This window comes from Bacteroidales bacterium (genome assembly GCA_012519055.1).
GTDB lineage: Bacteria > Bacteroidota > Bacteroidia > Bacteroidales > Salinivirgaceae > JAAYQU01.
In genome coordinates, this window is sequence record JAAYQU010000045.1 from 219,308 (window position 1) to 233,827 (window position 14,520).

15 protein-coding genes are annotated in these 14,520 nt (G+C 33.3%); all 15 read left to right on the plus strand.

Annotated features, from left to right (window positions below; all coding sequences use genetic code 11):
• Positions 1 to 47: 47 nt before the first annotated feature.
• The 15 genes from GX311_09080 (at position 48) to GX311_09150 (ending at position 14,520) form a co-directional block, all read left to right on the plus strand.
• Positions 48 to 1,502 (plus strand): radical SAM protein, encoded by a 1,455-nt coding sequence (locus tag GX311_09080; GenBank protein NLK16532.1) that lies wholly within the window; start codon positions 48 to 50, stop codon positions 1,500 to 1,502.
• A gap of 210 nt (positions 1,503 to 1,712) precedes the next feature.
• Entirely contained in the window at positions 1,713 to 3,059 is a 1,347-nt protein-coding gene (locus GX311_09085) for a radical SAM protein (protein ID NLK16533.1), read from the plus strand.
• A gap of 478 nt (positions 3,060 to 3,537) precedes the next feature.
• The gene (locus GX311_09090) at positions 3,538 to 4,179 is read left to right on the plus strand and encodes a hypothetical protein (GenBank protein NLK16534.1); all 642 of its coding nucleotides are present in this window, start codon (positions 3,538 to 3,540) and stop codon (positions 4,177 to 4,179) included.
• A 14-nt stretch (positions 4,180 to 4,193) separates the two neighbouring features.
• A complete protein-coding gene (locus GX311_09095; GenBank protein NLK16535.1) occupies positions 4,194 to 5,243 on the plus strand; it encodes a beta-lactamase family protein in 1,050 nt (349 codons plus the stop codon).
• Positions 5,240 to 5,971 carry a hypothetical protein gene (locus GX311_09100; protein ID NLK16536.1) on the plus strand — a complete coding sequence of 244 codons (732 nt, stop codon included), beginning with the start codon at positions 5,240 to 5,242 and terminating at the stop codon, positions 5,969 to 5,971. The genes GX311_09095 and GX311_09100 overlap by 4 nt, the downstream gene beginning before the upstream one ends.
• A gap of 5 nt (positions 5,972 to 5,976) precedes the next feature.
• Positions 5,977 to 6,969 carry a S41 family peptidase gene (locus GX311_09105; GenBank protein ID NLK16537.1) on the plus strand — a complete coding sequence of 331 codons (993 nt, stop codon included), beginning with the start codon at positions 5,977 to 5,979 and terminating at the stop codon, positions 6,967 to 6,969.
• 6 nt (positions 6,970 to 6,975) lie between these two features.
• The gene (locus GX311_09110) at positions 6,976 to 7,542 is read left to right on the plus strand and encodes a DUF4386 domain-containing protein (protein NLK16538.1); all 567 of its coding nucleotides are present in this window, start codon (positions 6,976 to 6,978) and stop codon (positions 7,540 to 7,542) included.
• Positions 7,543 to 7,602: 60 nt separating this feature from the next.
• Positions 7,603 to 8,301 (plus strand): CPBP family intramembrane metalloprotease, encoded by a 699-nt coding sequence (locus GX311_09115; protein ID NLK16539.1) that lies wholly within the window; start codon positions 7,603 to 7,605, stop codon positions 8,299 to 8,301.
• An 86-nt stretch (positions 8,302 to 8,387) separates the two neighbouring features.
• A complete protein-coding gene (locus GX311_09120; protein ID NLK16540.1) occupies positions 8,388 to 9,086 on the plus strand; it encodes a CPBP family intramembrane metalloprotease in 699 nt (232 codons plus the stop codon).
• A 59-nt stretch (positions 9,087 to 9,145) separates the two neighbouring features.
• A complete protein-coding gene (locus GX311_09125; protein ID NLK16541.1) occupies positions 9,146 to 9,853 on the plus strand; it encodes a CPBP family intramembrane metalloprotease in 708 nt (235 codons plus the stop codon).
• 57 nt (positions 9,854 to 9,910) lie between these two features.
• Entirely contained in the window at positions 9,911 to 11,392 is a 1,482-nt protein-coding gene (locus tag GX311_09130; GenBank protein NLK16542.1) for an NAD(P)/FAD-dependent oxidoreductase, read from the plus strand.
• A gap of 17 nt (positions 11,393 to 11,409) precedes the next feature.
• Positions 11,410 to 12,555 carry an alpha/beta hydrolase gene (locus tag GX311_09135; protein ID NLK16543.1) on the plus strand — a complete coding sequence of 382 codons (1,146 nt, stop codon included), beginning with the start codon at positions 11,410 to 11,412 and terminating at the stop codon, positions 12,553 to 12,555.
• Positions 12,556 to 12,562: 7 nt separating this feature from the next.
• Positions 12,563 to 13,384 carry a hypothetical protein gene (locus GX311_09140; protein NLK16544.1) on the plus strand — a complete coding sequence of 274 codons (822 nt, stop codon included), beginning with the start codon at positions 12,563 to 12,565 and terminating at the stop codon, positions 13,382 to 13,384.
• An 18-nt stretch (positions 13,385 to 13,402) separates the two neighbouring features.
• Entirely contained in the window at positions 13,403 to 14,296 is an 894-nt protein-coding gene (locus tag GX311_09145; GenBank protein ID NLK16545.1) for an alpha/beta hydrolase, read from the plus strand.
• 14 nt (positions 14,297 to 14,310) lie between these two features.
• Entirely contained in the window at positions 14,311 to 14,520 is a 210-nt protein-coding gene (locus GX311_09150) for a hypothetical protein (GenBank protein NLK16546.1), read from the plus strand.

Sequence of the window (14,520 nt, forward strand, 5' to 3'; positions counted from 1 at the left end):
GACTAAAAAACAATTATAGTACAAAACGAATTAAAAAAATTGAAAAAATGAAAACAATTTCTTTGAATGCTCAAATTTCAGCGCTAATAAGCAAATTAGTTGAAAGCAAAATTTCCAGAAATTTGCTTGAAGGAAAACTAAAAAAAATGATGAAGCAAAGTATATTAAACGATCATGAATCCAATGCTTCATTAATATCAAGACAATACCAGTTTCTTGCCTTGTGGACAATGTATAAATCCTATGTAAGGAATATTGATAAAGGAAATATATCTTCCAAAGTAACATCAAGAATAATTGAATCTTTTTTGAATTCAGTGTTATTTAGAAATAATTTATCCAAGGAAGCAAGGCAGATATTTTACAATAAATATGGAATGCAGCCCCCTACCTTATTAGTTATATCACCAACAAAAAAATGTAATCTAAGGTGTACAGGGTGCTACGCATCTTCGAGCCCAGATACTGATACATCTTTGAGTTGGAGCTTACTGAACAGAATAATCGATGACGCATATTCTAATATGGGAATGAGGTTCTTTGTAATATCAGGAGGTGAACCTTTTATGTACAAGAGCGAGGGCAAAACAATTCTCGATTTGGCAGAGAAATGGAACGATTGCTTCTTTATGGTTTACACCAACGGAACTCTTATTAATGAAGAAATTGCCTTGCGTATGGCTAAAGTAGGTAATATCACTCCTGCAATTTCTGTGGAGGGTTACGAATCAGAAACTGATGCGAGAAGAGGTGCTGGAATATTTCAAAGAATTATAAACGCAAAAAATAATTTAATATCACAAGGGGTGCCTTTCGGTCTTTCGGTTACAGCTACTAAGGAAAATATTTCTTTACTTCTCAATGAATCATTTTATGATTTCTATTTCAATGAGATTGGAGCTACATATATGTGGATATTTCAATACATGCCTATAGGGAGGGGCATTTCAGACAATTTGATGATTTCTCCTAAAGAGAGGATGAATTTGCATGAAATACAAGACAGAATGCTTAATGAAAAGAATTACTTCATAGCAGATTTCTGGAATAGTGCACCGATGTCAAATGGCTGCATTTCGTGTGGTAGGTCTGGAGGTTATTTTTATATAAACTGGGATGGGAATATTATGCCATGTGTGTTTATACCCTACTATAAAGATAATATAAAAACTCTGTATAGCTCAGGAAAATCATTATCTGATGCACTATTATCACCACTTTTTGTAAATGGCAGAGCATGGCAAAAAGAATATATCGGGGATAAGGCAAATCCTGGCAATTTATTAAGACCTTGCTTTTATAGGGATCACTATAAAACATTTCATGAAATTGCAAATAATGCGAAGGTTGAACCCGAAAATAAGGAAGCAGAAATAGCTTTCAAATCAAATGATTACCATGACTTTATGATAAAATTTGACAATGAACTTGAAATTGAAGCCACCCCAGTTTGGCAACAATTAAAAGACAAAATCAATAGTAATTCAAAAAGTCAAAAATAATACATGTCGCACATCAATTTAATTAATAAAAAATGTTGCATATGCATATTGAATCCGGAGTGTTTCCTTCTTTCAGACTACTGTTAGCTTGTGTAAGCTATAAAAATAAATTTAGGTAAAAAATGCGGATAATCATAAAATATATTTATCAACTGATTTTGAACCATTTTAAATTAACAAATATATAAAAATAAAAAGGAGATACCTACTATGAAAAGAACATTTAAAGAAGATATGCAAGCATTTGCAATTAAGCAAGTTCTTAACTACCTTGATGAAGATCCGGAAAAGGGTTTGCCCAAAATCCTAAAATGGACAGAAAGGTTTGAAAAGTACGGTAAAAATGCAAATTTAATTAAACCCTTCCGTACTATTATTAATGACCCGGATAACAACTGGAACATAATGATCAAGAGTCTTTGGACTGACATAGATCGTGATGTTTTCAAAGTTTTCTTTGAGAATTTTATTGTTAATACTTCCTTGGCTGCTTCAAACCAACAGGTAAAATCAAGACAGAAACACGGCTGTAATATTCCATGGGCTATACTTATGGATCTGACATCCGCCTGCAATTTAAAATGTATGGGATGTTGGGCGGCAGATTATGGTCAAAAGCTGAACCTGAAGTATGAGGAACTCGATGATATTATCCGTCAGGGCAACGAGTTGGGTACATACATGTATATTTACTCTGGCGGGGAACCGTTAGTTCGCAAAGATGATATCATTCGTTTATGTGAAGCTCATCCTGACTGCATGTTTCTGGCTTTCACTAATGGAACTTTGATAGATGAGAAGTTTGCTGACGAAATGTTACGTGTCAAGAACTTTATACCTGCTATCAGTATTGAAGGCTTTGAAGAAGCGACCGATTATCGTCGCGGTGAAGGGACTTATCGGAAAATTAAGAATGCCATGCGTATTTTGAAAGAGAAAAAACTGCCATTTGGTGCATCCTGTTGCTATACTTCTAAAAATATCGATTCTCTCAGCTCGGAAGAGTATATTGATATGTTAGTTGAGGCAGGAGCAAAATTTGCATGGTTCTTTCACTATATGCCTATTGGCAATACGGCTGTTCCTGAACTATTGCCCTTACCTGAACAACGTGAGGTTATGTACCGCAAAATAAGAGAATACAGAAAAACCAAACCTATTTTCACAATCGATTTCCAAAATGACGGTGAATATATTAAGGGATGTATTGCAGGTGGTCGCAGCTACTTACACATTAACGCCAATGGTGATATTGAACCTTGTGCTTTTATTCACTATGCAGATTCCAATATTAGAACTCATACACTTCTGGAAGCTTATAAACGTCCCTTATTTATGGCTTATAAAGAAGGGCAACCCTTTAATGACAATATGCTCCGTCCTTGTCCAATGTTGGAAAATCCTGAGTGTTTATGCAATATGGTCAAGAATTCCGGTGCTTATTCAACCGATATGCAGTCTCCTGAAAACATTGACGATTTGTATACTAAGTGTAAGCCCTATGCAAACCGCTGGGCTCCCAAAGCTGATAAACTCTGGGAAGCAAGTCATAAGTAGAATTCACCACAAAAACAAATTAAGATTATATAGATAGAGACTTATATTATAGATAAAATAAACTATTAAATTGTATCAACCACTCACTTCTTAGTCATAAAAGAACGACAAAATAGATATAATCATAGGTCTTTTTTATGCTCTAAAATATCGATATATCAGGGTTTTTAAGAGAAATATCAAATAAACGAAAGGATAAAAATGTTGTAAGTATAGTTGTAAATGAATTGATTAAAACAGTACAAACGTATAGTATAGAATAGCAATTTATTACTAAAATAAGTATTTATGCTTTCAATAAGTATCAGAAAAACTTCATAAAAACTTAACATCTTTTCTTTTACATCCGTGTGTTAGACTTATATCTTTGTATTAGCCTAAACATTGATATGTGAAAACGAGATCTGTTTCTCTGACAATTCTTTCGATTGCTGTTTTTTTTATTTGTTGGGGAATTTCTCAATTGATAAGCATCAAAATGCAACAGACATTATTGTCAAGTTTGTTGTTTTCTATCGTTTTCACAGGTCTGATCGGTTGTTTTATTCCAATATATTTCAAAAACAGATTTGGTTGGAAATACAATAAGAAAAGCTCAAACAAAACAGCAGGTTATATTTTCTTACTTTTAGCGATTGTTTTTTCAACAATATTATCGGGAGCCATTTTCAAAGTGATAGAATTAAAATACTCTTGGAGTATAATTCTAAAATATATACTATTGTTTTTCCCAATGTCGATAGGGATAGGATTGTTTGCTTTTTTATTAATTCCAAATACGATAAAAAAATGGAAAAAGAACAGAGCTAAAAGAGTGCTGTTAGTTATTTCAATAAGCATTTTTTTCTTTGTTTCATTTTATATCGATTCGTTATTTCAAGATATCGAGCTAGCTGCTACCATGGGATTTATCGGGTTGTTATTGGGACTGGGTTATATTTTTCTTAGAAACTTCTGGATTGTTTATTCATCACTTTTTATAATAATGTTAGTCAATACACTAGCAGATAATAAGTATGATGATTATAACTATTGGGTTGTAATTATCAGCACTCTTCTCTCTTTAACAATATTGGCGTTTGACTTTATAAAGAATAGAAAATCAAAAATAGGAACTTAATAAGATTGTAAAAAATGACTACTGAAAAAGAGAAATCACTCCAAGCTGTGTTGGATAAAGTGGTTGACAATAAAAAAGTATTCGGGACATCTTTTGCTTTAAAAAACGATACGATGGCTTGGCAAGGAGCATCCGGTAATTTTACCATAGATCAACCTTATTTTATAGCAAGCACCACGAAGCTGTTTACGACCGCGATAATCCTGAAATTAAGAGAAGAAGGCAAGTTAACTCTTGATGATAAAATCAGTAAATATATTGATGCTTCAATTTTGTATGGATTGCATATTTACAAAGGGAAAGAGTTTACCCACGAACTTACCATCAGACACTTGCTTTCTCATACATCGGGGCTTCCTGACTATTTTCAAGATAAAGGGGCTAACGGGAAGAGTTTGGAAAATGAGTTAATGGGTGGAAATGATCAGTCATGGACTTTTAAAGATTCTATTGAAAGAACAAAAAATATACCTGCTCTTTTTATACCTGGTACAAAAGGAAAAGCAAAGTATTCAGATGCCAATTTTCAGCTTTTGGGAAAAATTATCGAGAAAATAACGGATAAATCTTATTCCGATAATTGCCAAGAGCATGTAATTCAGCCACTTGGTTTAACCAGAACATATCTCTATGAAGATGCAACCGATGAGAATCCAAAGACACTGTATTACAAAAGCAAGGAGTTGAAAATACCCAAAGCAATGACATCTTTTGGGGCAGACGGCGGAATGGTCTCGGTTTCTGCCGATATGCTTGTTTTTATTGAGGCATTTTTCACAGGTAAATTGTTTCCACTAGCCTATATTGAAGAATTACAAGAGTGGAATAGAATATTTTCTCCAATGCGTGCAGGTATTGGTATTCATTTGTTCAAGCTGCCCGGAATTTTTAATCCTACAGGTGCGGTTCCGTATTTTATAGGGCATTCTGGGCTTTCAGGAGCTTTGGCATTTTACAGTCCTGAAGAAAATATTTATATCGCCGGAACTGTAAACCAAACAGCATATAACGATCTATCATTCAGAACAATGATTGCATTAACTATGAAAATTTTGAAGAAATGAAAAATCCAACTACATTAATAGTAGCTGTATTTCTGACTGTGTCACAAATATCCTTTGCACAGCAAAATGAAAAAAAGAGAGAAGTATTGTTTGATATTGGACTAACTTCACAAACCTTATTAGATAAGCATATATCTTCGTTAAGTTGGAGCGGAATGGGGTTAGGAACAACAGTTTCTTATCAAAAATTTATCAAAGAGACATTCGTATTAAAGACAGAATTTTCGTTTTCAAAATTACAACTTGCCAATATCACTGATTATAAGATAAATAGCCATAATTTTAATATTGACTTATTCGGAATGTGGAATATAATCAGCAAAACAAAACATAACCTGTTTACAGGCATAGCAACAGATATTTTTCTTAATACACGTAATTCGGATATTGACTATCGTAATTTCGTATTTGATGGTTGGGTGTCATTGGCTTGGGTCTCTAAATATAGCTTTGATATCGGAAAATTATATGGCGAAACTCAATTTTCACTGCCTTTAGTTTCGGCGGTAGTTACCCAAAATTATGTAAACAACTCAAGACATTTAATCTACTTTGCAAGTTTCAATAATTCATTCAAAATAGATACACAAACATCTATGTATTATAGATTAAACAAAAGACATTCTATTGGATTAAAATATAAATGGAATTTCTATAGTCTCGACATCAACAAACAGATAATAAACGGTGTCAACTATTACTTAATAACGTATAAATACAATATTTAGAGAATATGAAGCAAAAAATTCAATTATTATTTATTTTTTCATTTTTCTTAATTGGTTGTGAAAAAGTATTTATGCCTGAAACAAAATCAGATAACATATCTGTTTTTGAGGAAGTTTATGAAGTAGCCAAAGCTAATTATGTGTTTTTTGAGTACAAACAAATCAACTGGGATTCAATCTATTTAGAATTTCAACCAGAAATCACAAATGATATGTCGGAAGAAGACTTTTTTATCGTGCTTTCCGCTTTTGTAAATAAGTTGGAAGATACGCATACGAGAATAATTTGGAATAATAAAAGCATTGGATATGATTTTACAAATAACGCCAATGCTAATTTTGATAAAGAATTACTCTTTGAAAAGTATTTGAAGGATGATTATTTGACGGCGGGTGTAGTTTTATACAAAAAATTAAACGATGTAGGATATGTATATATTCCTAATTTTTGGTATGGCAATGAACATGAGAAGTTTAATGATATTTTAAACTATTTTAGAGACACAAAAGGAATTATTGTTGATATTAGAGACAACGGAGGAGGGCACAATATGTCAGGAATGGAAATCGCGAGACATTTTGTTACCAAAAAAACTTTAGTAGCAAAATGGTATTATAAAACGGGAACAAGCTATAACAGTTTTTCTGAAAAATATGAGTCTTATATTGAGCCGTCAAACGAAACCATATACACTAACAATGTAATGCTTTTAGTTAATAGAGAGGTTTATAGTGCTGCGAATGATTTTACAAATACTATGAATCAAATACCAAGTGTTACTTTAATTGGAGATACAACAGGAGGTGGAGGCGGAATTCCAAGAATGTATATACTACAAAATGGATGGAAAATAAATATTTCAGATACATATAGTACAGACCCTTTTGACTTTAACGTTGAACACGGAATAGCTCCTGATATTTTTATTGAAATGGACACTTTAAATACTGAAGTTGACGAAATAATTGAAAGAGCTATACAAGAGTTAAATAAATAAAACGACATGAATAATAAAATACATACGATTACAATTTTCAATGCTCGAATTATCGGAGTACTCTTTCTATTGGCTTTCTTAGTCTATGGTGTTGGAAGCCAATTGTTTGTAAGTGCCAACAATACCGAAAAATATTTAGGAGCATTGCTAATTATCGCCAATTCGGTAATGGTTCTATTTATCGGGATTTTATTGAGGAAAACGTTGATTCTATACAATCCAACAGTTAGCAATATTTATCTTTTTACAAGAATCATTGAAGCGTTAGCACTTGCATCAGTGCTTTTAAACGTAAGCGCATTAAACGATTTGGGATATATTCTTGCGATGTTAGTTTTAGGAATTGGCAGTATTCCAATGTGTTTGACACTGTATAAGCATAAAATCACACCATCTTGGTTAGCAATTTGGGGAGCTGTAGGTTATGCAATTTTCGCCTTTGGCTTTCTGATGGAGCTATTTGGAAAAGAGTGGAGCATGTATCTTCTCGGTCCAGGTGGATTGTGGGAAGTGGTTTTCGCAATTTGGTTAATTATTAAAGGAAGTAAAAATATAAAACCAACTACTCGTTAATAAATAGTTGATTATTAGGTAATAATATTATAAAAACTTAATTAATAGGAAAATAGAACAATGAAAAACAGTGAACGAGTAATCTGGGGAATACTATTAACGGCAATAGTATTTCTAATATCAGCATTTCTTGGCGGAAAAATAGAAATCAACAATGAATTTATTCCTAAATCCTTTGGCGGGAAAACTCTTATGCTAATACTTTCAATAGCATTGATTTGGGGTTTAAAAAAGTATGTGAATTATAAAATCTCGGTGCCAAAGTTCAAAAAAACATTAAAACCCATGTTATTTGGATTCTTGGCTGCTATAGTAGTTGTTGCTATTTTTTCAGTTATTGAAATAAGCATAAAAGGCGAATCGGAAACACATTACGCATTTGACGTGATGTCTCCATTACAGATTTTCCTTTTCGTATTTATCTATTCAAGTATTGTTGAAGAGGTTCTATTTCGTGGCTTTCTTCAAAATATATTAAATCCACTGAAAGACAAAGGATTTAAAATTTTTAAAAGACATATTAGCGTACCTGTAATAATTGGTGCTGCTGCATTTAGCTTAGTGCATTTGAATTTAATATCAACAGATAAAGGTGCTTTCTTCATGGTTAAAACCCTTGTTTCTGCATTTGCTGTTGGAATAATTGCCGGTTATTATCAGGAGAAATATAATAACAATGCGTATGCAATTCTTGTCCACATGGGTGGTAATATCATGGGATTAATAGCGGCATTATTCATGAGTTTAAATCTTCAATAATTGTATTTGATACGATTTGCATATATTAAGTGATTGATTTTTAGATAATAACAATATTAAAGTCTAATAAATAGGAGAATAGAACAATGAAAAACAGCGAACGAGTTATTTGGGGAATATTATTAACAGTAATAGTATTTCTAATATCAGCATTTCTTGGCGGAAAAATCCAAATCGACAATGAATTTATTCCCGAATCCTTTGGAGGTGACACACTTAGACTGCTATTTTCAATCGCTTTGATTTGTGGTTTAAAAAAGTATGTGAATTATAAAATCTCGGTGCCAAAGTTCAAAAAGACTTTAAAACCAATGCTGTTCGGGTTTTTGGCAGCTGTATTAGTCAATGGTCTTATTACTGTTATAGGGAATAATTTAGGAATCGCAGCAGAATCACATTATGCTTTTGATGTGATGTCCCCATTACAATTTTTTCTTTTTATATTTATCTATGCAAGTATAGAGGAAGAAGTTTTGTTTCGTGGATTTCTTCAAAATATATTACATCCGTTGAAAAAGAAAGGGTTAAAAATATTTAAAAGGCATATTAGCGTGCCTGTAATTATTGGCGCTATTATGTTTAGCGCAGCGCATTTAGGCTTAATCGCAACAGGTGCTGGTACTTTCTTCATAGTTAGAACTCTTATTTTCACATTTACTCTTGGATTAATTGCCGGTTATTATCAGGAGAAATATAATAACAATGCGTATGCAATTCTTGTCCATATGGCAGGTAATTTCATGGGATTAATGGGGATATTATATATGAGCTTAAATCTTCAATAATAAGTGATAGGTTTTAAATAATAGCGATATAAAAACTTGACAAACAGGAGAATAGAACAATGAAAAATAGTGAACGAATTATTTTGGGATTGCTATTAACGGCAATAGTATTTCTAATATCAACTTTTGCGGGCAAAAATTTTAGCTTGAATTCTGAATGTATACCTGATTCTTTTATAACTAATACAGTTATGTTGATTCTTTCAATTGGTTTGATTTGGGGTTTAAAGAAGCATGTAAAATATAAAGTCTCACTCCCTAAGTTTAAAAAAACATTAAGACCTATATTGTTCGGACTGTTGGGAGCAATGGTAGTCAATATTATTATGTCGATTGTAGAAATAGCAATGGGAGTCAAAAATATTGAATCACACTCTGCACATTCTACGTTGTCACCGTTACAGTTTTTTATCTTTATATTTATTTGTACACCTATTGCAGAAGAAGTACTGTTTCGTGGTTTTCTTCAGAATATATTAAAACCATTGAAAGTTAAAGGGATAAAAATTTTTAAAAGACATATTAGTGTCCCTGTGATTATCAGTGCGGTTGCATTTGCATTAGTACATTTAATTATAATAACATCAGGCTCAGGCTCTCTTTTCGTGATTAGGACATTAGTTTTAACCACAACTATTGGCTTGATAGCCGGTTATTATCAGGAAAAATATGATAATAACGCCTATGCGATTCTTGTCCACATAGCAGTTAACTTTTGGGGTTTAGCAGCTGTGTTATTAGCGTCTTTAGCTAAATTAAGTTTCTAATTTTGAGCGAAGTAATAAGTCAGACATCTCTTAATCGATAAAAATAAGTAGGCTAATATGGAGAAGGAAATATCGAATCAACTAACAATTATTGGAGCAGGAATAGCTGGACTATCAGCAGGCATATATGCACAAAAGAGGGGCTTTCAATGCACAATTTACGAGCAACACTATTTGCCAGGTGGTAACTGCACAAGTTGGAAACGAAAAGGGTATCTTTTTGAAGGAGGGCTACATTGGCTAACCGGTTCGAGAAAAGATTTGCCACTTTATAAGGAGTGGGTTTACTTAGGAGCTATTTCTCCTTCAACAGTAATCCACAATCGAGAAGCTTTTATATCATGTATCTATGACCAACAAATAATATCTTTTTATACGAATCCTGAACGCCTAAGAGATCATTTATTGGAGATATCGCCTGTTGACGAAAAAGTAATCAGAAAATTATACAAACAAATACGCCGTTTTTCAGGCATCGTGATGCCTATATTTGATGTGCCGGGAGTTAAATTAAAAGAGCGATCTTCAAAACTATATTTATGGAAAATGCTTTTCACGGTGTTAAGATTATCACCTTTTGGAAAGATTTCTGCGAAAGAATATGCAAAAAGTTTTAAGCATCCGGCTATTCGTCTGATGCTTGAGGAAGTCGCAGGGGCTGAAAATAAAGCCAGTCACATGTTGACACTATTAGCGAGTGTCTGTTCCGGTGATGGTGGATATCCAGAGGGAGGCTCTACTGAAATGGCTAAACGTATGGCTACATATTTTGAAAAATTGGGTGGAAAAATTTATTACTCAAGTAACGTTGAAAAAATTCATTTGGAACAAAATAAAGTTTGCTCAATCACAGTCAATGGAAAGTCGGTAACCGCCTCTCAATTGATAGTCACAAATGATACCAGAGAAGCAATTGATACACTATTTGAAACCCCATTGAATGAGCCTTGGTGCCATAAGATGCGACAAGACACAAAGCCTGTTATATGTACTTTTGTAAGCGTAGGTCTAAAAAAAGATTGGAGTCATCTTCCTTCCAATTTTCTTATTCCGTTAACTGAATCGCTTTCATTCGGCGATTTTTCGTACAAAAGTCTCTTTTTAAACAACTATGCTTCTTATCCGAATTATGCTCCGTCTGGTTGTACCGCACTCACTTGTATTTTGTTTGGCGATAGCTATGATTACTGGAAAAAAGCAAAAGATGATGGAAGTTACTCTGAAAAAAAGGAAACTCTGGCTGAAAAGTTTGCTCATGTGTTAACAACTCATTTTCAGCTAAGTCGTGATGAGATTGAGATTATTGATATTGCAACGCCACTTACATTCGAGAGATATTGTGGAACATATCACGGTTCGTGGATGACAATTGATCAGGTTGGAAAAAAAGCAGCTATTTATCCAATTAAGCCAGAAACAATATCAAATCTTTACTTTGCAGGTCAACGAATCATGTCGCCAGGAGGCACTCCGGTAGCCCTATTGACTGGTCGTCAGGCTGTGCAATATCTTTGCAAGGATAATAATATACCATTTTAAAAAATAGGAAGTGATTTATGAAAAAAAGAAATAAAATTCTAATAGTAATCGGAATAGTTGTACTAGCAGTTATAATTTTTGTTGCAGTTTTTGCATACAGAAATTTGAATTACGACTATCTAAATGAGAAGTTTTTAGTTAAAAAGGGATATAAATTAGGCTTTACCGAGAATATTGCCAAATTACCCGATGGCTCCGAAATTTATTATATAGAGGGTCCCGACAACGGTCCAAAACTTCTTTTGCTTCACGGTCAGCAGGTTAACTGCTACGATTACGCTAAAGTATTACCAAAACTGTCAAAAGAATTTCATGTTTTTGCCCTTGATTATTATGGACACGGGAAATCATCAAAAAATCCCGACAAGTATAATGCCGCAGAAATAGGAGATGATATAGTTTGGTTTATCGAAAATATTATAAGGGAAAAAGTTTATATATCAGGTCATTCGTCGGGAGCCTTGCTTGCTGCTTATGTTTCCGCTAAAGCACCCGACAATATTATAGCTTCTGTTTTAGAAGATGGTCCTTTCTTTTCAACACTTCCCGAGAGAGCGGAAAAAACAATTGCATGGTTAGAGTTTAAAAATATGTACGACTATCTTAACCAAAACGAGATAAGTAGCTTTATGGAATACTCATTAGAGCATAATTATATGCGAGAAGTTATCAATACTCCAGACTTCAATGCTTGGGACAAGGTGATAAAAGGACCCGCCTTGAAATATTTATCTAAACATCCCGGAGAAATTCCTAAGGTATGGTACTATCCACCAAAATTGGGAATAAATTCTATCTACGCCTTGAATGCCAATATGCAAGATAGAACAGGCGATTATGACCTAAGATTTGGATTAACATTTTATGATTTTTCGTGGTTTGAAGGATTTGACACGGAAGAAATTTTGAAAAATATTCAATTGCCTACCATTGTTATGCACGTGGCACCCAATGAGATAACTGCTCCCGGATATTACGATAAAAATGGAGTTTTGCTTGCTGCAATGGACGAAAAAGATGCTCAAAAAGTTGTTGATTTAGTACCTAATAGTAAATATGTTGGAGGTTTTAAATCCGCCCACGATATACACGCCGACCTGCCTGACGAGTTTATTAAGGTTTTACTTGATTTAAAAAGTAAAATAGAAAAAACAATAAACTAAACTTGAAATGAATAGAGTATTATCGCTATTGTCAGTTTTACTAATTTTTACAAGTTGTACTAATATGAAGAGAGTTTTTATAAATGAAAAATTAGAGTTTATTGAGAAGAATAAGGGCCATAAGATTGAAACATTTACCGAAGAATCAATAAATAGCCTACCTGAACCCTTGAAAAAATACCTTCGTGTTTGTGGATATATAAACACACCAATCCCCGTAAACGCTAATATTTACTGGACTGAGTCTTGGTTAAAAATGTCGCCAGACAAAGAGTGGAAAAAACTCTATACAACACAATTCAATTCTGTGAAGCCAATAGGAAGGGTAGCCTATATGAAAATTTTAGGTATGCCTGTGGCAGCAAGAGACTTATATCGAGATGGTTATGGAGAAATGAAAGTTAAGCTATTTAATTTGATAAATGTAGCTTTCGATAACAGTAAAGAAGTAGCGCAATCGGCACTGATAACGACTTTTTGTGAATTTGCATTTATTCCGAGTTATCTATTATCAGATAACGTAAAATGGGAACAGATAGATGACTGTTCAGTTCGAGGAACTCTCGTAGATAACGGAATTGAAGTTTCAGGGATATTCTACTTTAACGAAGAGGGACTCTTTACACATTTTGAAACATCAGACCGATATTTTACTACTGGCAAAAACACCTACAAAAAAGTCAAGTTTTCTGTTGTTGTGGATAGTTATAAAAATCAGGATAATTTAAAAATTGGCGAGGAGGTCAAAGTAATGTGGCATTTGCCTGAAGGCGATTATGAGTATTTTAAAGGAACAGTTGATAAAATAGAATTTAATGTTTTTGAATAAATTGTAACTCAAAAGAAAATGAAGCGGATTTTGATTGTTATCGCAGTAATATTAGCCCTATATATTCTAATACAAGGCATTAAATGTTATTTGGATTTAGAAAGAGCCAAAGAAAAACTGAATTCATATAATAAAAAGGAATTAGATTTATCATACGGCAAGATTACCTATATAGATGAAGGAGAAGGTGAGGCTATTTTGTCTGTTCATGGAATGTTTGGTGGTTATGACCAAGCTTACGACAATATTAAGAGTAGATATGGTAAAAATCGTATAATAGCACCATCACGTTTTGGATATTTAGGTTCTATTGTAAAAGATGATGGCACACCAAAAGAGCAATCCAAGGCTTTTAAAGAGTTGTTGGACACTTTAAAAATTGACAAGGTATTTATTTTGGGAACTTCTGCTGGCGGTACTCCGGCTATCCGATTTGCATTAGATTATCCTGAACGTGTTAAAGGGTTAATACTCTACTGTTCCGCAATGCCGGTTACTGAAAAACCTGATAAATATTCTGAGTATCAAGCACCGCCTAAACTGTTTTTATCCAATTATGCTATGTGTTTAATTTCTCCTCTTATGCCTGTTGTTATGGGTATGCCAGCATCAACAGCAAAAGATATTATGCCTGTTGCAGAACGGAAAGTTGGGGTAGTTTTAGATGGGAAAATAATAAATCCGGATATGGAGAGAAATTTTGAGGAGTATCCTATTGAAGAACTGAAAGTACCAACGCTAATCGTTCATTCTGAAGATGATAAATTGTCAAGTTTTAAAAAGGTGGAAGCTGCTAAACATCGTTTTCCTAATCTCACATTAGTAACATTTCCAGATGGTGGGCATATGATGAAAGGTCATGGCAATGAGATAGATAAAGCATTAGATGATTTTATAAATAAGTTTAAATAAAAAGGGATTTTGAAATGAAAAATTTAAAAACAGGAATTACGCTGATAATATTAGGTAATGTATTATATGTATCAAAAGATTTTTTTGATAATGTAACGTCAAGTAATTTTAGTGATTTTACGCAGGGCTTTTTAGTGGGTCTCGGAATCGGACTTAACGTAATTGGGATAATACTTGTTTTTGTCTATCTCGCAAAAGAAGAAAAAAAGAAAAACAACAATTAG

What these genes read in the sequence shown, in the direction of transcription:
- GX311_09080 (NLK16532.1), top strand. Translation starts at nt 48, where the DNA reads ATGAAAACAATTTCTTTGAATGCTCAAATTTCAGCGCTAATAAGCAAA.
- GX311_09085 (NLK16533.1), top strand. Translation starts at nt 1,713, where the DNA reads ATGAAAAGAACATTTAAAGAAGATATGCAAGCATTTGCAATTAAGCAA.
- GX311_09090 (NLK16534.1), top strand. Translation starts at nt 3,538, where the DNA reads ATGCAACAGACATTATTGTCAAGTTTGTTGTTTTCTATCGTTTTCACA.
- GX311_09095 (NLK16535.1), top strand. Translation starts at nt 4,194, where the DNA reads ATGACTACTGAAAAAGAGAAATCACTCCAAGCTGTGTTGGATAAAGTG.
- GX311_09100 (NLK16536.1), top strand. Translation starts at nt 5,240, where the DNA reads ATGAAAAATCCAACTACATTAATAGTAGCTGTATTTCTGACTGTGTCA.
- GX311_09105 (NLK16537.1), top strand. Translation starts at nt 5,977, where the DNA reads ATGAAGCAAAAAATTCAATTATTATTTATTTTTTCATTTTTCTTAATT.
- GX311_09110 (NLK16538.1), top strand. Translation starts at nt 6,976, where the DNA reads ATGAATAATAAAATACATACGATTACAATTTTCAATGCTCGAATTATC.
- GX311_09115 (NLK16539.1), top strand. Translation starts at nt 7,603, where the DNA reads ATGAAAAACAGTGAACGAGTAATCTGGGGAATACTATTAACGGCAATA.
- GX311_09120 (NLK16540.1), top strand. Translation starts at nt 8,388, where the DNA reads ATGAAAAACAGCGAACGAGTTATTTGGGGAATATTATTAACAGTAATA.
- GX311_09125 (NLK16541.1), top strand. Translation starts at nt 9,146, where the DNA reads ATGAAAAATAGTGAACGAATTATTTTGGGATTGCTATTAACGGCAATA.
- GX311_09130 (NLK16542.1), top strand. Translation starts at nt 9,911, where the DNA reads ATGGAGAAGGAAATATCGAATCAACTAACAATTATTGGAGCAGGAATA.
- GX311_09135 (NLK16543.1), top strand. Translation starts at nt 11,410, where the DNA reads ATGAAAAAAAGAAATAAAATTCTAATAGTAATCGGAATAGTTGTACTA.
- GX311_09140 (NLK16544.1), top strand. Translation starts at nt 12,563, where the DNA reads ATGAATAGAGTATTATCGCTATTGTCAGTTTTACTAATTTTTACAAGT.
- GX311_09145 (NLK16545.1), top strand. Translation starts at nt 13,403, where the DNA reads ATGAAGCGGATTTTGATTGTTATCGCAGTAATATTAGCCCTATATATT.
- GX311_09150 (NLK16546.1), top strand. Translation starts at nt 14,311, where the DNA reads ATGAAAAATTTAAAAACAGGAATTACGCTGATAATATTAGGTAATGTA.